Consider the following 18,768-nt stretch of genomic DNA (forward strand, 5'->3'; position numbering starts at 1 on the left):
GGAATCCCTACAACAAATCTTCCATCCGGATGATGGCATTCTCTCAGCACCCCCGATTTTCCGGTGCTTGCCGCTTGTCTAGTCTATGCCTACGCAGTCATCCAACAAGAAGGTGCAGGCATGAGCGAGGCGAAGTCGAACGCTGCAACCAGCGAAACGCTGGTCAGCTTCCGTGGTGTGCAGAAGAGCTACGACGGCGAGTCGCTGATCGTCAAAGACCTCAATCTGGATATTCGCAAGGGCGAGTTCCTTACCCTGCTTGGCCCGTCCGGCTCGGGCAAGACCACCAGCCTGATGATGCTGGCTGGCTTCGAAACCCCCACCGCCGGTGAAATCCAGCTGGCCGGGCGTTCGATCAACAACGTGCCGCCGCACAAACGCGACATCGGCATGGTGTTCCAGAACTACGCGCTGTTCCCGCACATGACCGTGGCCGAGAACCTGGCGTTCCCGCTGACCGTGCGCAACCTGAGCAAGACCGACATCAGCGAGCGGGTAAAGCGGGTGCTGAACATGGTCCAGCTCGATGCCTTCGCCAAACGCTACCCCGGCCAGCTGTCCGGCGGCCAGCAGCAGCGTGTGGCCCTGGCCCGGGCACTGGTGTTCGAGCCGCAGCTGGTTCTGATGGACGAACCGCTGGGCGCGCTGGACAAGCAGCTGCGCGAGCACATGCAGATGGAGATCAAGCACATCCACCAGCGCCTGGGCGTGACCGTGGTGTACGTGACCCACGACCAGGGCGAAGCGCTGACCATGTCCGACCGGGTGGCCGTGTTCCATCAGGGCGAAATCCAGCAAATCGCCGACCCGCGCACGCTGTACGAAGAACCCTGCAACACCTTCGTCGCCAACTTCATCGGCGAGAACAACCGCATCAACGGCACCTTGCTGGCCAGTGATGGCAAGCGCTGCCAGGTGCAGTTGCCGCGTGGCGAGCGGGTCGAGGCGCTGGCGGTGAATGTCGGCCAGGCCGGCGAGCCGGTGACCCTGTCGATCCGCCCGGAGCGCGTGCGCCTGAATGGCCACAGCGAAAGCTGTGTTAACCGTTTCTCGGGCCGGGTGGCGGAATTCATTTACCTGGGCGACCACGTGCGGGTGCGCCTGGAAGTTTGCGGCAAGGGCGATTTCTTCGTGAAACAGCCGATTGCCGAGCTCGACCCGGCCCTGGCCGTGGGCGATGTGGTACCGCTGGGCTGGGAGGTGGAGCACGCCCGCGCGCTCGATCCGATTGCCGAAGCCCATTGATGGATTGCTTCACCAACCCTGTACTGTGGAGAGAATAATAATGCGCAAGCAGTTGAAACTGACCGCCCTGGCCCTGGGGCTGTTCGCCGCTGGCCAGGCCATGGCCGCAGACCTGACTGTTGTCTCGTTTGGTGGTGCCAACAAGGCGGCCCAGGTGAAGGCGTTCTACGAACCGTGGGAGAAGGCCGGCAAGGGCAAGATCATCGCAGGCGAGTACAACGGCGAGATGGCCAAGGTCAAAGCCATGGTCGACACCAAGAGCGTGTCGTGGAACCTGGTGGAAGTGGAGTCGCCAGAGTTGGCCCGTGGCTGTGACGAGGGCATGTTCGAAGAACTCGACCCGGCCCTGTTCGGTAATGAGGCCGACTATGTGCCGGGTGCCATTCAGCCATGTGGTGTTGGCTTCTTCGTATGGTCCACGGTGCTGGCCTACAACGCCGACAAGCTGAAGACCGCACCGACCAGCTGGGCCGATTTCTGGGATACCAAGAAATTCCCGGGTAAGCGCGGCCTGCGCAAGGGCGCCAAGTACACCCTGGAATTCGCCCTGATGGCCGACGGTGTGGCGCCGAAGGATGTGTACCAGGTGCTGGGCACCAAAGAGGGCGTGGACCGCGCCTTCAAGAAGCTCGACGAACTCAAGCCAAGCATCCAGTGGTGGGAAGCCGGCGCCCAGCCGCCGCAGTACCTGGCCTCGGGTGACGTGGTCATGAGCTCTGCCTACAACGGCCGCATCGCTGCGGTGCAGAAAGAGAGCAACCTGAAGGTGGTGTGGAACGGCGGCATCTACGACTTCGATGCCTGGGCCATCCCGAAAGGTGCCAAGGATGTCGAGGAAGCGAAGAAATTCATCGCCTTCAGCGTGCAGCCAGAGCAGCAGAAGACCTACTCCGAGAACATCGCCTACGGCCCGGCCAATTCCAAGGCCGTGAGCCTGCTGTCGGACGCTGTGAAGAAGGACATGCCGACCACGCCTGAAAACATCGCCAACCAGGTGCAGATCGATGTGGCCTTCTGGGCCGACAACAGCGAGCAGCTGGAGCAGCGCTTCAACGCCTGGGCGGCGAAGAAGTAAACGACCAGTGTAGGGGGCCGCTTTGCGGCCCATCGCCGGCAAGCCAGCTCCCACAGGGGGCCGCTCTAGAGCCAGCGCAGTATCTGTAGGAGCTGGCTTGCCTGCGATGGGCTGCGCAGCAGCCCCATTTTCAGTTCGTATCGCGGAGTTCGCCATGGCCATTGCAGTGCCCCTCAAAGAAGGCGCAGGTCCAAGTCTCAAGCAGCGCCTCAAGCATGCCGAGCGGGTCAACCGCTGGAAGGCGCAGGCGTTGATCGCGCCGCTGGCGCTGTTTCTCCTGCTGGTGTTCCTGGTGCCTATTGCGGCGCTGCTGTACAAGAGCGTCGGCAACCCGGAAGTGGTTGGCGGCTTGCCGCGCACCGTTGGCGTCATCACCCAGTGGGATGGCAAGAGCCTGCCGGGCGAGGACGTTTACAAGGCGTTGAGCCAGGATTTGGCCGAATCGCGCAAGAACCAGACCTTGGGCGACCTTTCCAAGCGCCTGAACATGGAGCTCGCCGGTTACCGCAGCCTGTTGGCAAAGACCGCGCGGGCGCTGCCGTTCAAGAGCGAACCCGCTTCGTATAAAGATGCCTTGCAGGCTCTCGACGAGCGTTGGGGCGACCCGGCCTACTGGCAGGCAATCCGCCGCAACACCAGTACGGTCACCTCTTTCTACCTGCTGGCTTCGCTCGACCACCGTATCGATGACCTTGGCGAACTGGCCAAGGCCACCCCGGACCAGGCCATTTACCTGGACATCTTCGCCCGCACCCTGTGGATGGGTGTGGTGATTACCGCAATCTGCCTGGTGCTGGCCTACCCGCTGGCGTACCTGCTGGCCAACCTGCCGACCCGGCAGAGCAACCTGCTGATGATCCTGGTGCTGCTGCCGTTCTGGACCTCGATCCTGGTGCGGGTGGCGGCGTGGATCGTGCTGCTGCAGTCGGGCGGCCTGATCAACAGCGCGCTGATGGCCATGGGCATCATCGACCAGCCGCTGGAACTGGTGTTCAACCGCACCGGCGTGTACATCTCGATGGTGCACATCCTGTTGCCTTTCATGATCCTGCCGCTGTACAGCGTGATGAAGGGCATTTCGCCGAGCTACATGCGTGCGGCGATCTCGCTGGGCTGCCACCCGTTCGCCAGTTTCTGGCGGGTCTACTTCCCGCAGACCTACGCCGGGGTTGGCGCTGGTTGCCTGCTGGTGTTCATTCTGGCCATCGGCTACTACATCACCCCGGCACTGCTGGGCAGCCCGAATGACCAGATGGTCAGCTACTTCGTGGCCTTCTACACCAACACCAGCATCAACTGGGGCATGGCCACCGCGCTTGGCGGGCTGTTGCTGCTGGCGACCGTGCTGTTGTACCTGATCTATAGCTGGCTGGTCGGCGCCAGCCGCCTGCGCCTGAGCTGAGGAGCCTTGTCATGCTGAGCCCTTACATGTCGCCCGTGGAGCGGGTGTGGTTCTACAGCCTGCGCATTCTTTGCGGCTTGATCCTGCTGTTCCTCATACTGCCGGTCCTGGTGATAGTGCCGCTGTCGTTCAACAGTGGCAGCTTCCTGGTGTACCCGCTGCAGGGCTTCTCGCTGCAGTGGTACCAGGACTTCTTCGGTTCGGCCGAGTGGATGCGGGCCTTGAAGAACAGCATCATCGTCGCCCCGGCAGCCACGGTGCTGGCCATGGTGTTCGGCACCCTGGCGGCCATCGGCCTGACCCGTGGCGACTTCCCGGGCAAGTCGCTGGTGATGGCGCTGGTGATTTCGCCGATGGTGGTGCCGGTGGTGATCATCGGTGTGGCCAGCTACCTGTTCTTCGCCCCGCTGGGCATGGGCAACAGCTTCACCTCGCTGATTCTGGTGCATGCGGTACTCGGCGTGCCGTTCGTGATCATTACCGTGTCGGCGACCTTGCAGGGCTTCAACTACAACCTGGTGCGTGCGGCAGCCAGCCTGGGCGCCTCGCCACTGCTGACTTTCCGCCGGGTAACCCTGCCGTTGATCGCGCCCGGGGTGATTTCGGGGGCGTTGTTCGCCTTTGCCACGTCGTTTGACGAAGTAGTGGTGACCCTTTTCCTGGCCGGGCCGGAGCAGGCGACCCTGCCGCGACAGATGTTCAGTGGTATTCGCGAGAACCTGAGCCCGACCATTGCCGCGGCGGCGACCTTGCTGATTGCCTTTTCGGTAGTGTTGCTGCTGACCCTGGAATGGTTGCGTGGGCGTAGCGAGAAGCTGAGGACCCAGCAGCCGACTTGATTAGTAGCTCAAGGCCTGCGCATTACCCTTGTAGGAGCAGCCTTGTGCTGCGAAGAGGCCGGTAAGACAAAAGCTATTCTTCGGCCCTACCGGCCTCTTCGCAGCACAAGGCTGCTCCTACAGACGCGAAGAGGCCGGTACAGGTTGATGCTAATCAGCCTTCATCCGCTTCCCTGGGTTACAATGCGCGCCACCGTGATTCTGCCAACAGGTGCGCCATGCAGCCCTACGCTATTGCCCCCTCCATTCTCTCCGCCGATTTCGCCCGTCTGGGCGAGGACGTCGACAAGGTATTGGCCGCGGGTGCCGACATCGTCCACTTCGATGTGATGGACAACCACTACGTCCCCAACCTGACCATCGGTCCGATGGTCTGCACCGCCCTGCGCAAGTACGGCGTCACCGCCCCGATCGACGTGCACCTGATGGTCAGCCCGGTCGACCGCATCATCGGCGACTTCATCGAAGCTGGTGCCACCTACATCACCTTCCACCCGGAAGCCTCGCAGCACATCGACCGTTCTCTGCAGTTGATCAAGGACGGTGGTTGCAAGGCCGGTCTGGTGTTCAACCCGGCCACCAGCCTGGATGCCTTGAAGTATGTGATGGACAAGATCGACATGGTGCTGCTGATGAGCGTCAACCCGGGCTTTGGCGGGCAGAAGTTCATCCCTGGCACCCTCGACAAGCTGCGCGAGGCGCGTGCGCTGATCGACGCCAGCGGCCGTGATATCCGCCTGGAAATCGACGGTGGCGTCAACGTCAACAACATCCGCGAAATCGCTGCCGCTGGCGCCGACACTTTCGTGGCCGGCTCGGCGATCTTCAACGCCCCGGATTACCAGGAAGTAATCGCCAGGATGCGCGCCGAACTGGCTCAGGCCCGCCCATGAGCGGCTTCGAGCAGCTGTTCCCCGGGACGCTGCCCAGGCTGGTGATGTTCGATCTGGACGGTACCCTGATCGATTCCGTGCCAGACCTGGCCGCCGCCGTGGACCGCATGCTGCTCGAACTGGGGCGCCCGCCTGCCGGCCTGGAGGCGGTGCGCCACTGGGTGGGCAACGGTGCCCAGGTTCTGGTGCGCCGGGCGCTGGCCGGCGGCATCGACCACGCTGCCGTGGAAGATGCGCTGGCCGACCAGGCGCTGGCGCTGTTCATGGACGCCTATGCCGAAAGCCACGAACTGACCGTGGTCTACCCCGGTGTGCAGGACACCCTGCGCTGGCTGCGCAAGCAGGGCGTGGAGATGGCTCTGATCACCAACAAGCCCGAGCGCTTCGTTGGCCCGCTGCTGGACCAGATGAAGATCGGCAACTACTTCCGCTGGATCATCGGTGGCGACACTCTGCCGCAGAAAAAGCCCGACCCTGCGGCGTTGCTGTTCGTCATGCAGATGGCCGGTGTCACCCCGCAGCAGTCGCTGTTTGTCGGCGATTCACGCAGTGACGTGCTGGCGGCCAAGGCGGCTGGCGTGCAGTGCGTCGGCCTGACCTACGGCTACAACCATGGCCGGCCGATCCACGACGAATCCCCCAGTCTGGTGATCGACGACCTGCGTGCATTGCTGCCCGGTTGCGCAGACCCGGCCACTGGGATAACGTTGGCGGACCTTCAAGCCTCACAAGACAGAGAGTCCACCGTGGCGGTTACCGGCAAATTCTGGATGAAAGTCATCAAGGCCTTGGCCCGTTGGCGTTGGCGCGCCTGACTTCAGCCTGCCGGCGCGTGCCGGCCCGTCCGTTTGCCTGACCTATTGCTGCTTGCCACGAGGCTACCCATGACCCGCGAAGAATTCCTGCGCCTGGCCGCTGCCGGCTACAACCGCATTCCCCTGGCCTGCGAAACCCTGGCCGACTTCGACACGCCGTTGTCGATCTATCTGAAACTGGCCGACCAGCCCAACTCGTACCTGCTCGAATCGGTGCAGGGCGGCGAGAAATGGGGCCGTTACTCGATGATCGGCCTGCCGTCGCGCACCGTGATGCGTGTGCACGGTTACCACGTCAGCATCCTGCAGGATGGCGTGGAGGTGGAAAGCCACGATGTCGAAGACCCGCTGGCCTTCGTCGAAACCTTCAAGGACCGTTACAAGGTCGCCGATATCCCTGGCCTGCCGCGCTTCAACGGCGGCCTGGTCGGCTACTTCGGCTACGACTGCGTGCGCTATGTGGAAAAGCGCCTGGGCGCCAGCCCCAACCCGGACCCGCTGGGTGTGCCGGATATCCTGCTGATGGTGTCCGATGCGGTGGTGGTGTTCGACAACCTGGCGGGCAAGATGCACGCGATCGTGCTGGTCGACCCGGCGGAAGAGCAGGCTTTCGAACAGGGCCAGGCACGCCTGCAAGGCCTGCTTGAAACCCTGCGTCAGCCGATCACTCCACGCCGTGGCCTGGACCTGAGTGGCCCGCAGGCTGCCGAGCCGGAATTCCGCTCCAGCTATACCCGCGAGGATTACAAGAACGCCGTCGGCCGCATCAAGGAATACATCCTGGCTGGTGACTGCATGCAGGTGGTGCCGTCGCAGCGCATGTCGATCGACTTCAAGGCGGCGCCTATCGACCTGTACCGCGCGCTGCGCTGCTTCAACCCGACGCCGTACATGTACTTCTTCAACTTTGGCGACTTCCATGTGGTCGGCAGCTCGCCCGAGGTGCTGGTACGCGTCGAGGACAACCTGGTCACCGTACGCCCGATTGCCGGCACCCGCCCGCGTGGTGCTACCGAAGAGGCCGACCGCGCGCTGGAAGACGACCTGCTGTCGGACGACAAGGAAATTGCCGAGCACCTGATGCTCATCGACCTGGGCCGTAACGACGTCGGGCGCGTGTCCTCGACCGGCAGCGTGCGCCTGACCGAGAAGATGGTGATCGAGCGTTACTCCAACGTGATGCACATTGTGTCCAACGTCACTGGCCAGCTGCGCGAAGGGCTGACGGCGATGGACGCACTGCGGGCGATACTGCCGGCCGGTACGCTGTCGGGTGCGCCGAAAATTCGTGCGATGGAAATCATCGACGAGCTGGAGCCGGTCAAACGTGGGGTTTACGGTGGTGCCGTCGGTTACTTCGCATGGAACGGCAACATGGATACCGCCATTGCCATCCGTACCGCGGTAATCAAGGACGGTGAGCTGCATGTGCAGGCCGGGGGTGGCATCGTTGCCGACTCGGTGCCGGCGCTGGAATGGGAAGAGACCATCAACAAGCGCCGAGCGATGTTCCGCGCGGTGGCGTTGGCTGAGCAGACTTCCGCCAAATAAGTTGATCGGGGCCGCAAAGCGGCCCCATCAATTCAAAAGTCGACGCTGATGCCCAAGCTCACTCCCTGCTGCGTCAATTCATCACTCTTGCGCCAGTTGTAGTTGCCGCGCAAATGCACCCCCGCCACCACTTCATGGCTCACCCCCAGGCTCGCCCGGGTCAGGTCGCTGTGCGGCGTATACCCTGTCAGGGTGAAATCGTTCGCCGGCAGGCTGGTCAGGTGCATCGTCACATCCTGCTGGTCATCCTCGAACTCGTGCTCCTGCGCCACCTCGGCGAACAGCCGAGTACCTGGCAGCACCTGCACGCTACCCAGCAACCCCACGCCCAAACGGCGTGATGTACGTTCCTGGTCATCGAAACCCAGCGCCGTCGAGCGCCCGGTCTTCTCGTCATAGCCATCCACCTTCACTCGCGCATAGTCGGCGCTGATGAACGGCGCCAGCTGCCAGCTGCTGCTCTCGGCTGCCAGGTTGTAGCCCAGTCGCCCCGACATCGCCCAGGCCTCGCCATTGGTGTCGCCCTTTTCGCTGCGGTCGTTCACGCCAAGGGCGAAGGTGCGCTTGAGGTCGCTGTAGTCCAGGTGCCCGGCGGTCAGCGCCGCGTCGGCCCACCAGCGGTCCTGGCGGTATTGGGCGAAGGCGCTGGCAAGGTAGCTGTCCAGCTTGTAGTCCGAGTCCTGTGCGCCGGCTTCCAGCTTCTGCCGGTACACGCCTCCGGCCAGGCCCAGGCGCCATGCATCGTTCAGGCGGTAGCTGCCGCCCAGAGTCAGGTTGTAGCCGCGGCCGTCGCCGCTGGCCGCGCTGCGCTGGCCGTCGATGTCCAGGTCCTGTGCGCCGGTGGCAACGAAGGCCTGCCACTGGCCAACTGCCTGCCAGGGTGTCTGCCACTGGTTGCGCAGTTCGTCCTGGTGAGCGCGTAGGCTGGCGTGGGCCATTTCCGGGAGCAAGGTCAGTTCCCAGGGGGCGGCGATGATCGAATAGGCGTAGTCGGCAATCAGTTGCTGGCCGGCAATGGTCGGGTGCACCGAGTCGTTGAACAGCAGCTTGGTCGGGTCTGGCGTGGCGCCGTTGATGCCATACACGGGATTTCCCACACAGCCTTCGCCGCTGTAGCAGGTGCCGACCAGATTCTGGCCGCTGGCCAGGCCGAACTGCTCGGGGCTGGCCAGCGCTTCGCTCAGCAGCACAGGGATGTTCAGCGGAATGATTTCGGCATCGATCTGCCCCAGTTGGCTGAGCAGCGACTGGTTGAACGCGCCGGATAGCCGCGACAGTGGGTTTTGTTGCGGCGTACCGCTGAAGTTCGGTGTTTGCCCGAGGTCGGGCAGCAGCCAGACCATGATGTAGCGGGCGCCGCCTTGCTGCAGGGCCTGGGCGCTGGCGGCCAGGCGGGCGCCGGCGGCCACGGCATCGGTCGGGCTGTTGACCAGGCCTTGCAGGAAGTCATTGCCGCCGCCAGTCAGGTAATACAACGCGTTGGGGTCGGCGCGCAGGCCGTTGGCCAGGTAGCCCGGTTTATCACGCAGTACCAGCCCGGCGCCGGGTCGCCCTGGCGGGATGACGGTTTCGGAGGTACTGGTTATCGAGTCCAGGATCTGCTGGGTGGTGTAGCCACCGACTGCCCAGTTGTTGCCGTCGGGAAGGCCCAGCACCGGATTGACCGGTGAGGTGGAAGGGCCAAGCTCGGTCGGGCTCACACCGAGCCGCCCGCCCAGGATCATCGGTGACACTGGCGCATAATTGCCATTGGCATCGCGGTTGGTGAAGCGCACCCCGCCAAACTGCCCGGCGTCGCTGAGGCTGTCACCAAACACGATCATGCTGGAGTAGGGCGAGGGTGTCGCGAAGGCCTGGCTGCAGGCTAACGTCAATGAGGCGAGGGTAAAGCGCAATAACGGTGCTTTTCGCATCAGGGAACATCCTTTTCTTTGTTTTTATCAGGACAACCCCATCGACCTTAGCAAATCGCAGTGCATCCCTCCCAAGTCCATTCGTTTCCCCGTGTTTACGGGCATATTGCGCCCGCCGCCCCGGTAGGCTACTGTGCCGGAACGTATGAGCGAGACCTATCCTGTGTTGATCGTCAGCAAACTCTTGATGCGCGTTATCAAGGCCCACGCCCGTTGGCGTTGGCGCGCCTGACTTTATCCCCTGCCGGCCCGTCCGGCCCGCCCCCGTTTGCCTTCCTGACTACCGCCCCTGAATGGCCAAGCTGCGCCTTTGGCAGAAGCAGGAAGGTTCGAATTTTGAAGTCAGTAGATTCAAGAGGTTTAACCCGATGTTACTGATGATCGACAATTACGACTCATTCACTTACAACGTCGTTCAGTACCTTGGCGAGCTGGGTGCCGATGTAAAGGTCATTCGCAATGACGAAATGACCATTGCCCAGATCGAAGCCCTCAATCCCGAGCGCATCGTCGTATCTCCAGGCCCGTGCACGCCGAGCGAGGCGGGCGTGTCCATCGAGGCCATCCTGCACTTTGCCGGCAAGCTGCCGATCCTTGGCGTATGCCTGGGCCACCAGTCCATCGGCCAGGCCTTTGGTGGTGATGTGGTACGTGCCCGCCAGGTGATGCACGGCAAGACCAGCCCGGTACATCACCGTGACCTGGGCGTGTTCGCCGGCCTCAACAACCCGTTGACCGTTACCCGTTACCACTCGCTGGTGGTAAAGCGCGAAACCTTGCCCGACTGCCTGGAAGTGACCGCCTGGACCGCCCATGCTGACGGCTCGGTCGACGAGATCATGGGCTTGCGCCACAAGACGCTGAATATCGAAGGGGTGCAGTTCCACCCCGAGTCGATCCTGACCGAACAGGGCCACGAACTGTTCGCCAACTTCCTCAAGCAGACCGGCGGCCGCCGCTAAGGATCGAACATGGATATCAAGAGTGCGTTGAGCCGTATCGTCGGTCAGCTGGACCTTTCTACCGAAGAAATGCGCGACGTCATGCGCCAGATCATGACCGGCCAGTGCAGCGAAGCGCAGATCGGCGCCTTCCTGATGGGCATGCGCATGAAGAGCGAAAGCATCGACGAGATCGTCGGTGCGGTGTCGGTGATGCGCGAGCTGGCAGACAAGGTCGAACTGCAGAGCCTCGATGGCGTGGTCGATATCGTCGGTACCGGCGGTGATGGCGCCAACATCTTCAACGTGTCCACCGCCTCGTCGTTCGTACTGGCGGCGGCAGGTTGCACCGTGGCAAAGCATGGCAACCGCGCGGTATCGGGCAAGAGCGGCAGTGCCGACCTGCTGGAGGCCGCCGGTATCTACCTGAACCTGACGCCCACCCAGGTGGCCCGCTGCATCGATAGCCTGGGCATCGGCTTCATGTTCGCGCAAAGCCATCATTCGGCCATGAAGCACGCAGCCGGCCCGCGTCGCGACCTGGGGCTGCGCACCCTGTTCAACATGCTCGGCCCGCTTACGAACCCGGCCGGGGTGAAGCACCAGGTGGTCGGTGTATTCGCCCAGACCCTATGCCGCCCGTTGGCTGAAGTGCTGCAGCGCCTGGGCAGCAAGCACGTGCTGGTGGTGCACTCGAAAGACGGCCTGGACGAGTTCAGCCTGGCTGCACCGACCTTCGTCGCCGAACTGAAGAATGGCGAAATCACCGAATACTGGGTAGAGCCGGAAGACCTAGGCATGAAGAGCCAGAGCCTGCACGGCCTGGCCGTCGAGAACCCGCAGGCGTCGCTGGAGCTGATCCGCGATGCACTGGGCCGACGCAAGACCGAAAACGGCCAGAAGGCCGCCGAGATGATCGTGCTCAATGCCGGCGCGGCGCTATATGCCGCTGACCATGCCATGAGCCTGAAAGCCGGTGTGGAACTGGCCCACGACGTACTGCACACCGGGCTGGCCTGGGAGAAGCTGCAGGAGCTGGGTGCCTTTACTGCAGTATTCAAGGTGGAGAACGAAGCATGAGTGTGCCGACGGTGCTGGAAAGGATCATTGCCCGCAAGTTTCAGGAAGTGGCCGAGCGCAGCGCGCGCGTCAGCCTCGCCGAACTGGAGGGCCTTGCAAAGGCTGCCGACGCCCCGCGTGGTTTTGCCAAGGCTCTGATCGAGCAAGCCGCACGCAAGCAGCCGGCGGTGATTGCCGAAATAAAGAAGGCCTCGCCGAGCAAAGGCGTGATTCGCGAGCATTTCGTGCCGGCGGAAATCGCCGTCAGCTACGAGAAGGGCGGGGCGACCTGCCTGTCGGTACTGACCGATGTGGATTACTTCCAGGGCGCCGACGAGTACCTGCAGCAGGCCCGCGCGGCGGTGTCGCTGCCGGTGATCCGCAAAGACTTCATGGTCGACCCGTACCAGATCGTCGAGGCCCGGGCCCTGGGCGCGGACTGTGTACTGCTGATCGTGTCGGCGCTGGATGACGTGAAGATGGCTGAACTGGCGGCCACGGCCAAGGATGTCGGCCTCGACGTGCTGGTGGAAGTGCACGACGGCGATGAGCTGGAGCGCGCGTTGAAAACCCTGGATACACCGCTGGTGGGGGTGAACAACCGCAACCTGCACACCTTCGAGGTCAGCCTGGAAACCACCCTCGACCTGCTGCCGCGTATTCCGCGTGATCGCCTGGCGATTACCGAGAGCGGCATCTTGAACCGGGCCGATGTGGAGCTGATGGCGATCAATGAGGTCTACTCGTTCCTGGTAGGTGAGGCATTCATGCGCGCCGAGCAGCCAGGGCTTGAATTGCAGCGGTTGTTCTTCCCGGAACAGGTGAAGAAGACTGTTCAGCAACTGGACTGATCGAATGAAGCCGGCGTTATTGCCGGCTTTTTTGTATGCCTGCAATGGCCTCTTCGCGGGCGAGCCCTCGAAGAGGCCGGTAAAAAAAGACATAGGTGGATCAATGACCGATCAACCCCTGACCCTGACCGTAGAACAAGGCCTGCACGCCGAACAGGAATTGCTGGCCGCCGTCTGCCGCGGGGAGTGCGACAGTGGCGTGCTGTTCTGGCGCCCGACCGACCACGCCCTGGTCATGCCCCGGCGCATGAGCCGTCTGGAAAACTTCGAAGCCGCCTGCGCGGAGCTGGCGATTGCCGGCTGGCCGGTGCTGCTGCGCGAAACCGGCGGCGAACCGGTGCCGCAGTCACACTCCACGGTGAACGTAGCCCTGGTCTATGTTGCCCCCCGCAGCGAAGGAGACCACGGCCGTATCGAAAACGCCTACGAGCGCTTGTGCCTGCCGCTATGCGACGTGCTGCGCGAGTGGGGTGGGGTGGCATCGGTGGGCGAAATCGACGGTGCCTTCTGCGATGGCCGTTACAACGTCAACCTCAATGGCCGCAAATTGGTCGGCACCGCCCAGCGCTGGCGCCAGGGGCTGGGTGGCAAGCGCCCGGTGGTGCTGGTGCACGGTGCGTTGCTGCTGGACAACGAGCGTGATTCGATGGTGGCTGCGGTCAACCGCTTCAATGAGTGCTGCGAACTGGAGCAGCGCTGCCGTGCCGATGCGCACATCGCCCTGCACGAAGTGGCGCCCGCGGCCCCATGGTTCGAGCGGCTGTCGCAGGCCTATGCCAAGGTGCTGACCGACCTGCCCAGAGACTAGCGGGTACCGTAGACCACCATGGTCTTGCCTTTGACCTGCACCAGGCTGCGTTCCTCAAGGTCCTTGAGGACGCGGCCGACCATTTCCCGCGAGCAACCGACGATGCGGCCGATTTCCTGACGAGTGATCTTGATCTGCATGCCATCGGGGTGGGTCATGGCGTCGGGTTGCTTGCACAGCTCCAGCAGGCAACGTGCGACACGCCCGGTAACGTCGAAGAACGCCAGGTCGCCGACCTTGCGCGTGGTGTTGCGCAAGCGCTGGGCCATCTGGCTGCCCAAGGCATAAAGGATTTCCGGGTCTTGGCGCGCGAGTTCGCGAAATTTCTCATAACTGATTTCGGCCACTTCGCATTCGGTCTTGGCGCGCACCCAGGCACTGCGCTGCTGTTCACCTTCGACTGGTTCGAACAGGCCCAGCTCGCCGAAGAAGTCGCCATTGTTGAGGTAGGCGATGATCATTTCATGGCCGTCATCGTCCTCGATGAGGATGGTGACCGAACCCTTGATGATGAACGACAGTGTCTCGGCCCGGTCGCCGGCGCAGATGATGTTGCTTTTGGCGGTATAGCGACGGCGCTGGCAGTGCACCAGCAGCTTGTCGATGTTCTTGATCTTGGCGGGTAGGGCGGAAGCAACCATCACGAAATCCTGTTCGATATGACGCATAGGCTTTATATAAAGGTTGGCTGGCGGAGCGCGCCAGTCATTTGGCGCCAGCTTATCAGACACTACAGGATGTTTCGGTACTAAACCGACATGACTCGTACTTTTCCCACAGCCGTACAAGGTCTAAGCTGACACCCTTTTTCGTAAATCAGGAGTCCGGGTAGATGAAGGCACGTATCCAGTGGGCCGGTGAGGCGATGTTCCTCGGCGAATCGGGGAGCGGCCATGTCGTCGTGATGGACGGCCCGCCCGAGGCCGGTGGCCGTAACCTGGGCGTGCGCCCGATGGAAATGTTGTTGCTGGGCCTGGGTGGCTGCAGCAGCTTTGACGTGGTCAGCATTCTGAAGAAGTCGCGCCAGGCGGTGGAAAGCTGCGAGGCGTTCCTGGAGGCCGAGCGTGCCAGCGAAGACCCGAAGGTGTTTACCAAGATCCACATGAACTTCGTGGTGAAGGGGCGTGGGCTCAAGGAAGCCCAGGTCAAGCGTGCGGTGGAGCTGTCGGCGGAGAAGTATTGCTCGGCTTCGATCATGCTCGAGCGTGCCGGGGTTGAGATTTCCCACGGGTACGAGATTGTAGAGCTGGGTCAAGGCTGACATTTTGGGGCCGCTTTGCGCCCCATCGCGACACAAGGCCGCTCCTACAAGGGATCGCGTACCACCTGTAGGAGCGGCCTTCTGTCGCGATGGGGCGCGGAGCGGCCCTGGCAATTTCAGCTGCGAAGCGCCGGCAGCGCAGCCCGCACCCATCCCGGCAAACAATCGCGCATCACCCGGCTCAACCGCTCCCGCCGCTTCTGGTAAACCAGCCCCAGCCCGATAACCCCCAGCCCGATCAGGGTCACCACCACCGGGAACAGCAGCGAGTCGGCAAACACCTCGTACGACAGGTACCCCAGGTAAGCCGCCACACCCAACGCCCCGAACACCATGAACACCGGCCGGCGCAACAGCACCGCCATACCCATCAGGGCAATATTGATCAGGCAGTACAGGGCCTTGCCCAGCTCACTGCCGCTGTCCACCAGCGTCAGCCCGCCCCAGAATGCCGCCAGCCCGGCCAGGTAGCCCCAGTGGGCATAGTCTTCGCGGGTGCGGCCGTCCACACCAACAAAAAACACCAGCAAGCCCAGACCGAACCACAGCGAAACCTCGCGGCGCTGTTCCCAGCTGAATGGCGAGCCGAAGAACCATTCGCTCAAGTCCATCGACATGAACCACAGGGCGACGGCAATCGGCATGACGATAAACGGGTAGGGGATCAGCCTCAGCATCAACAGTCCGGCAAGTACCGTGGCTGCTTCCATTGCCAGCCAGCCGCCCTGCACGTAGGTGTAGTACTGGTGATAGTTCGCCTGCGCATCATCCATTGGCCACCAGCCGACCAGCCGTTCGATGGCGAACACCGCCAACGGCACGATGCTGACCGCCACCGCCGCCAGCACCCCGGCCGCGACGGGCTGTACGCGCCGTTGCAGGTTAACGGCGAACAGTGTGAGCAGCAGAATATAGAGGCTGGCGATGAGCAGCAGCGCCCAGTCGCCGATGCGCATCCAGGCTTCGGTGAGCAACCAACCCATGGCTGCCATGATCAGCATGGCGCCGAAGTAGAACGCGACATGGGCCAGTTGGAAGCTGCCACGCTGTGCTGGTCGCTGGCGCAGGAACGCCAGCAGGGCCTGGTCCTGGCCTGGCTGGAGAATGCCGGCTTGCACGGCGCGCGCCAGGTCCTTGGCGTCGAAACGGTCCGTCATGGTGATGCCTTCAGATACGGTAGGTACTCTTGGTCATGACTTTGGCCAACAGGCTCATGCCAAAACGGACTGGGGCAGGGAAGCGATAACCGCCGGCTTCCAGTGCAGACTCGGCGTGCTGTTCCTCGTCGACGCGCATCTGTTCGAGGATGGCCCGGGACTTTTCGTCTTCCTGCGGAATCTGCTCCAGGTGCTCGTCGAGGTGCTTGCACACCTGATGCTCGGTGGCGGCGACGAAGCCAAGGCTGACCTTGTCGCTGACCAGCCCGGCGAGTGCACCGATACCGAACGACATGCCGTAGAACAACGGGTTGAGCACGCTGGGGTGGCTGTTCAGTTGGCGAATGCGCTGTTCGCACCAGGCCAGGTGGTCCACTTCTTCCTCGGCGGCGTGTTCCATGGCCTTGCGCACTTCGGGCAGCTTGGCGGTCAGGGCCTGGCCCTGGTACAGCGCCTGGGCGCAGACTTCACCGGTGTGGTTGATACGCATCAACCCGGCAACATGGCGGGCCTGCTGTTCGTCAAGGTCGACGTCCGGCTGGACGATGGCCGGCGAAGGGCGGGTGGGTTGGCCGCTGAAGGGCAGCAAGGTGCGCATGGCGGTATCGGCCTGCAGCAACAAGCGGTCGAGCGGCGAGTAGTGACGTTCGGTAGCCATCGGGCACCTCCGCAAGAATGTGCCCGACAGTTTACCGCAATAGTGGCAGGGTCGCTTGCCGTGGATCAGCCCGGTGGCCAGTGCATCTGGCGCTGGCCAAGCACGTGCATGTGGATGTGGTAGACGGTCTGGCCGCCTTGCTCGTTGCAGTTCATGACTACGCGGAAGCCTTCTTCGCAGCCAAGTTCCTTGGCCAGGCGCTGGGCGGTGAACAAGATGTGACCAGCCAGGCCTTTGTCTTCCTCGGTCAAGTCATTGAGAGTGCGGATGTGCTTTTTCGGGATGACCAGAAAATGCACGGGCGCCTGGGGGGCGATATCGTGGAACGCCAGAACCTGGTCGTCCTCGTAGATGATCTTCGCCGGGATTTCCCGGTTGATGATCTTGATGAATAAATCGTCCACAACACTTGCTCCATGGTGAGGGTCGGGCCGAGTGTACTCAGCCGGGCGCCGCTCGCCCAGTAGCTATTCCATACCAACCGGGCAATAGCGGCGGTGGATGGCACCGGCCAGCTTGCGCACCAGCCAGCGCGGCAGCAGACGCGGGGCGAACGCCAGCCAGCGGTTGCGCCGGCCGGGCATGATCAGCGCGCGGTTCTTGTCCAGCGCGCGCACCGTGTACAGCGCAACTTCCTCAGGGCTGAGGCAGCGTGGCTTGCCATCCAGCCGCGGAATGCGCCGGCGCGAGGAGTGCACCGGGCCTGGGCACAGTACCGAAACCTTGATGCCGGTGCGCTTGAGTTCTTCACGCAAGGCCTGGGAGAAGCTCAGTACATAGGCCTTGCTAGCGGCATAGGCGGCCATCCACGGGCCTGGCGCCACCCCGGCCAGGCCCGCGACATTGAGGATCTGTCCGCCGCCCTGCACGGCCATCAGGTTACCGATGGCGTGGCACAGGCGGCTCAGGGCCAGCACGTTGACTTCCAGCAAGTCCTGCTCGTCCGCCCACTCATGGGCCAGGAATGGCCCGTAGGTGCGCAGGCCGGCACAATTGACCAGCAGGTCTATACGTCGCTCGCCTTCCTCCAGTTCAAGCACGAAGCCTGACAGGCGTAACGGTTGGCTGAGATCGCAGGCGCGGAATAGCACCTCGACACCGAAGCGTTGGGTCAGTTCGATGGCCACCGGCTCCAGCGTTTCACGCTGGCGAGCCACCAGGATCAGGTTGCGCCCGCGCCGCGCCAGGGCTTCCGCCAGGGCGAGGCCCAGGCCGCTGGAAGCACCAGTGATCATGGCGTAACGGGTCATGCAAGGCTCCTGGGGGCTGAAGAGGGCGCCTAGTGTACAGCTTGGCCAGTCAAGGTGTTGCCTTTTGCTACAAGGTACGGGCGCGCAGGGCCTGGCAGCGCTCCAGGGCGTCCCGGTACTCGTCATGCAGCCGTCCGATCAGCGCGCTGGCGCTGGGCAGGTCGTCTATACCGCCGACCCCCTGGCCCGCCGACCACACGGTCTTCCAGGCCTTGGCTTCGTCGTCGATCGGCTTGAGCTTGCCTTGCTCATGGCCGCCCTTGATGGCGTTCATGTCATAGCCGGCCTGTTCCAGGCTCGGGCGCAGGAAGCTGGCGGGGACGCCGGACACCGCCGGGGTGTGGACGATGTCGGCGGCATGGGAATCGAGCAGCATCTGCTTGTAGGCGCCCGGGGCCTGGCTTTCTGCGGTGGCGATGAAGCGGGTGCCCATGTACGCAAGGTCCGCACCCAGCATTTGCGCGGCGAGGATCTCGTGGCCGTGGTTGAGGCAACCGGCCAGCAGCAGGGTCTTGTCGAAGAACTGGCGGATCTCCGCGGCCAGGGCGAACGGGCTCCAGGTGCCCGCATGGCCGCCTGCGCCTGCAGCAACGGCGATCAGGCCATCGACACCGGCTTCGGCGGCTTTCTCGGCATGGCGGCGGGTGGTGACATCGTGGAACACCAGGCCACCGTAGCCATGCACGGCATCGACCACTTCCTTCACCGCGCCGAGGCTGGTGATGACGATCGGCACGCGGTGTTCCACGCACAACGCCAAGTCGGCCTGCAGGCGCGGGTTGGTCGGGTGGACGATCAGGTTGACGGCATAGGGTGCTGGCGCCTGCAGCTGTGCCAGGCCTGCCTCTATTTCCTCCAGCCAGGCCTTGAAGCCGGTGCTGTCGCGCTGGTTCAGGGCCGGGAAGCTGCCGACCACGCCGCTGGAGCAGCAGGCCAGTACCAGCCTGGGGTTGGAGATCAGGAACATCGGTGCGGCAACCACGGGCAGGCGCAGGCGTTGTTCGAGGGAGGCAGGTAACGACATGGCAAGGCTCCTTGAGCGGGTGGCTA

The 18,768-nt window shown here is 63.1% G+C and carries 19 protein-coding genes; 12 read left to right on the forward strand and 7 right to left on the reverse strand.

Annotated elements, in window-relative coordinates; genetic code table 11:
- Window positions 1–120: 120 nt before the first annotated feature.
- The 7 genes from GYA95_RS20865 (at window position 121) to trpE (ending at window position 7,820) form a co-directional block, all read left to right on the forward strand.
- Window positions 121–1,245 carry an ABC transporter ATP-binding protein gene (locus GYA95_RS20865; RefSeq protein ID WP_012270208.1) on the forward strand — a complete coding sequence of 375 codons (1,125 nt, stop codon included), beginning with the start codon at window positions 121–123 and terminating at the stop codon, window positions 1,243–1,245.
- A gap of 40 nt (window positions 1,246–1,285) precedes the next feature.
- On the forward strand, window positions 1,286–2,320 hold the full coding sequence (locus GYA95_RS20870; protein WP_015268730.1) for an ABC transporter substrate-binding protein: 1,035 nt from the start codon (window positions 1,286–1,288) through the stop codon (window positions 2,318–2,320).
- 154 nt (window positions 2,321–2,474) lie between these two features.
- Window positions 2,475–3,722: an ABC transporter permease gene (locus tag GYA95_RS20875; RefSeq protein ID WP_013970602.1), complete on the forward strand. Its 1,248-nt coding sequence runs from the start codon at window positions 2,475–2,477 to the stop codon at window positions 3,720–3,722.
- Between the two features lie 11 nt (window positions 3,723–3,733).
- Window positions 3,734–4,561, forward strand: coding sequence for an ABC transporter permease (locus GYA95_RS20880; protein ID WP_015268731.1), 828 nt, complete (start codon window positions 3,734–3,736; stop codon window positions 4,559–4,561).
- A 218-nt stretch (window positions 4,562–4,779) separates the two neighbouring features.
- Window positions 4,780–5,454, forward strand: a complete 675-nt coding sequence (gene rpe, locus GYA95_RS20885; RefSeq protein WP_003260678.1) for a ribulose-phosphate 3-epimerase — start codon at window positions 4,780–4,782, stop codon at window positions 5,452–5,454.
- The gene (locus GYA95_RS20890; protein ID WP_013970605.1) at window positions 5,451–6,269 is read left to right on the forward strand and encodes a phosphoglycolate phosphatase; all 819 of its coding nucleotides are present in this window, start codon (window positions 5,451–5,453) and stop codon (window positions 6,267–6,269) included. The genes rpe and GYA95_RS20890 overlap by 4 nt, the downstream gene beginning before the upstream one ends.
- 69 nt (window positions 6,270–6,338) lie before the next feature.
- Window positions 6,339–7,820 carry an anthranilate synthase component I gene (trpE, locus tag GYA95_RS20895; RefSeq protein WP_015268732.1) on the forward strand — a complete coding sequence of 494 codons (1,482 nt, stop codon included), beginning with the start codon at window positions 6,339–6,341 and terminating at the stop codon, window positions 7,818–7,820.
- 32 nt (window positions 7,821–7,852) lie between these two features.
- On the opposite strand, the gene estP is transcribed toward trpE, so the two are convergent.
- Entirely contained in the window at window positions 7,853–9,733 is a 1,881-nt protein-coding gene (gene estP / locus GYA95_RS20900; RefSeq protein ID WP_015268733.1) for an esterase EstP, read from the reverse strand.
- Window positions 9,734–10,101: 368 nt separating this feature from the next.
- Here estP and GYA95_RS20905 point away from each other — a divergent pair, with 368 nt between their 5' ends.
- The 4 genes from GYA95_RS20905 (at window position 10,102) to GYA95_RS20920 (ending at window position 13,392) form a co-directional block, all read left to right on the forward strand.
- Window positions 10,102–10,695, forward strand: coding sequence for an aminodeoxychorismate/anthranilate synthase component II (locus GYA95_RS20905; protein WP_015268734.1), 594 nt, complete (start codon window positions 10,102–10,104; stop codon window positions 10,693–10,695).
- A gap of 9 nt (window positions 10,696–10,704) precedes the next feature.
- Complete coding sequence (trpD, locus tag GYA95_RS20910; protein WP_013970609.1) at window positions 10,705–11,754, forward strand: anthranilate phosphoribosyltransferase; 1,050 nt, start codon at window positions 10,705–10,707, stop codon at window positions 11,752–11,754.
- Window positions 11,751–12,584, forward strand: coding sequence for an indole-3-glycerol phosphate synthase TrpC (trpC, locus tag GYA95_RS20915; protein ID WP_015268735.1), 834 nt, complete (start codon window positions 11,751–11,753; stop codon window positions 12,582–12,584). Before trpD ends, trpC begins: the two co-directional genes overlap by 4 nt.
- A gap of 103 nt (window positions 12,585–12,687) precedes the next feature.
- Entirely contained in the window at window positions 12,688–13,392 is a 705-nt protein-coding gene (locus GYA95_RS20920) for a lipoate--protein ligase family protein (protein WP_015268736.1), read from the forward strand.
- Here the strand turns inward: GYA95_RS20920 and crp are convergent.
- Entirely contained in the window at window positions 13,389–14,033 is a 645-nt protein-coding gene (gene crp / locus GYA95_RS20925) for a cAMP-activated global transcriptional regulator CRP (RefSeq protein WP_012270218.1), read from the reverse strand. The two genes, GYA95_RS20920 and crp, sit on opposite strands and share 4 nt — an antisense overlap.
- Window positions 14,034–14,224: 191 nt before the next feature.
- Here crp and GYA95_RS20930 point away from each other — a divergent pair, with 191 nt between their 5' ends.
- On the forward strand, window positions 14,225–14,653 hold the full coding sequence (locus GYA95_RS20930; protein ID WP_013970613.1) for an OsmC family protein: 429 nt from the start codon (window positions 14,225–14,227) through the stop codon (window positions 14,651–14,653).
- 116 nt (window positions 14,654–14,769) lie between these two features.
- Here GYA95_RS20930 and GYA95_RS20935 read toward each other — a convergent pair whose 3' ends face one another.
- The 5 genes from GYA95_RS20935 to GYA95_RS20955 all read right to left on the reverse strand — a co-directional run bounded on the left by GYA95_RS20935 (window position 14,770) and on the right by GYA95_RS20955 (window position 18,742).
- The gene (locus GYA95_RS20935) at window positions 14,770–15,810 is read right to left on the reverse strand and encodes a hypothetical protein (protein WP_015268737.1); all 1,041 of its coding nucleotides are present in this window, start codon (window positions 15,808–15,810) and stop codon (window positions 14,770–14,772) included.
- A 10-nt stretch (window positions 15,811–15,820) separates the two neighbouring features.
- Window positions 15,821–16,468 (reverse strand): 2-polyprenyl-3-methyl-6-methoxy-1,4-benzoquinone monooxygenase, encoded by a 648-nt coding sequence (gene coq7 / locus GYA95_RS20940; protein ID WP_015268738.1) that lies wholly within the window; start codon window positions 16,466–16,468, stop codon window positions 15,821–15,823.
- Between the two features lie 65 nt (window positions 16,469–16,533).
- Entirely contained in the window at window positions 16,534–16,872 is a 339-nt protein-coding gene (locus GYA95_RS20945; protein ID WP_013970615.1) for a histidine triad nucleotide-binding protein, read from the reverse strand.
- 63 nt (window positions 16,873–16,935) lie between these two features.
- On the reverse strand, window positions 16,936–17,718 hold the full coding sequence (locus tag GYA95_RS20950; protein ID WP_013970616.1) for an SDR family NAD(P)-dependent oxidoreductase: 783 nt from the start codon (window positions 17,716–17,718) through the stop codon (window positions 16,936–16,938).
- A 67-nt stretch (window positions 17,719–17,785) separates the two neighbouring features.
- A complete protein-coding gene (locus tag GYA95_RS20955) occupies window positions 17,786–18,742 on the reverse strand; it encodes an NAD(P)H-dependent flavin oxidoreductase (protein WP_015268739.1) in 957 nt (318 codons plus the stop codon).
- Window positions 18,743–18,768: the final 26 nt, after the last annotated feature.

The organism is Pseudomonas asiatica (assembly GCF_009932335.1).
Lineage (GTDB): Bacteria > Pseudomonadota > Gammaproteobacteria > Pseudomonadales > Pseudomonadaceae > Aquipseudomonas > Aquipseudomonas asiatica.

Bases quoted from the DNA above. Each gene is read 5' to 3' on its own strand.
- rpe (WP_003260678.1), top strand. From the start codon at position 4,780: ATGCAGCCCTACGCTATTGCCCCCTCCATTCTCTCCGCCGATTTCGCC.
- coq7 (WP_015268738.1), bottom strand. From the start codon at position 16,468: ATGGCTACCGAACGTCACTACTCGCCGCTCGACCGCTTGTTGCTGCAG.
- GYA95_RS20920 (WP_015268736.1), top strand. From the start codon at position 12,688: ATGACCGATCAACCCCTGACCCTGACCGTAGAACAAGGCCTGCACGCC.
- GYA95_RS20905 (WP_015268734.1), top strand. From the start codon at position 10,102: ATGTTACTGATGATCGACAATTACGACTCATTCACTTACAACGTCGTT.
- estP (WP_015268733.1), bottom strand. From the start codon at position 9,733: ATGCGAAAAGCACCGTTATTGCGCTTTACCCTCGCCTCATTGACGTTA.
- GYA95_RS20880 (WP_015268731.1), top strand. From the start codon at position 3,734: ATGCTGAGCCCTTACATGTCGCCCGTGGAGCGGGTGTGGTTCTACAGC.
- GYA95_RS20865 (WP_012270208.1), top strand. From the start codon at position 121: ATGAGCGAGGCGAAGTCGAACGCTGCAACCAGCGAAACGCTGGTCAGC.
- GYA95_RS20870 (WP_015268730.1), top strand. From the start codon at position 1,286: ATGCGCAAGCAGTTGAAACTGACCGCCCTGGCCCTGGGGCTGTTCGCC.
- GYA95_RS20955 (WP_015268739.1), bottom strand. From the start codon at position 18,742: ATGTCGTTACCTGCCTCCCTCGAACAACGCCTGCGCCTGCCCGTGGTT.
- GYA95_RS20930 (WP_013970613.1), top strand. From the start codon at position 14,225: ATGAAGGCACGTATCCAGTGGGCCGGTGAGGCGATGTTCCTCGGCGAA.
- trpC (WP_015268735.1), top strand. From the start codon at position 11,751: ATGAGTGTGCCGACGGTGCTGGAAAGGATCATTGCCCGCAAGTTTCAG.
- GYA95_RS20875 (WP_013970602.1), top strand. From the start codon at position 2,475: ATGGCCATTGCAGTGCCCCTCAAAGAAGGCGCAGGTCCAAGTCTCAAG.
- GYA95_RS20950 (WP_013970616.1), bottom strand. From the start codon at position 17,718: ATGACCCGTTACGCCATGATCACTGGTGCTTCCAGCGGCCTGGGCCTC.
- trpD (WP_013970609.1), top strand. From the start codon at position 10,705: ATGGATATCAAGAGTGCGTTGAGCCGTATCGTCGGTCAGCTGGACCTT.
- trpE (WP_015268732.1), top strand. From the start codon at position 6,339: ATGACCCGCGAAGAATTCCTGCGCCTGGCCGCTGCCGGCTACAACCGC.
- crp (WP_012270218.1), bottom strand. From the start codon at position 14,033: ATGGTTGCTTCCGCCCTACCCGCCAAGATCAAGAACATCGACAAGCTG.
- GYA95_RS20890 (WP_013970605.1), top strand. From the start codon at position 5,451: ATGAGCGGCTTCGAGCAGCTGTTCCCCGGGACGCTGCCCAGGCTGGTG.
- GYA95_RS20935 (WP_015268737.1), bottom strand. From the start codon at position 15,810: ATGACGGACCGTTTCGACGCCAAGGACCTGGCGCGCGCCGTGCAAGCC.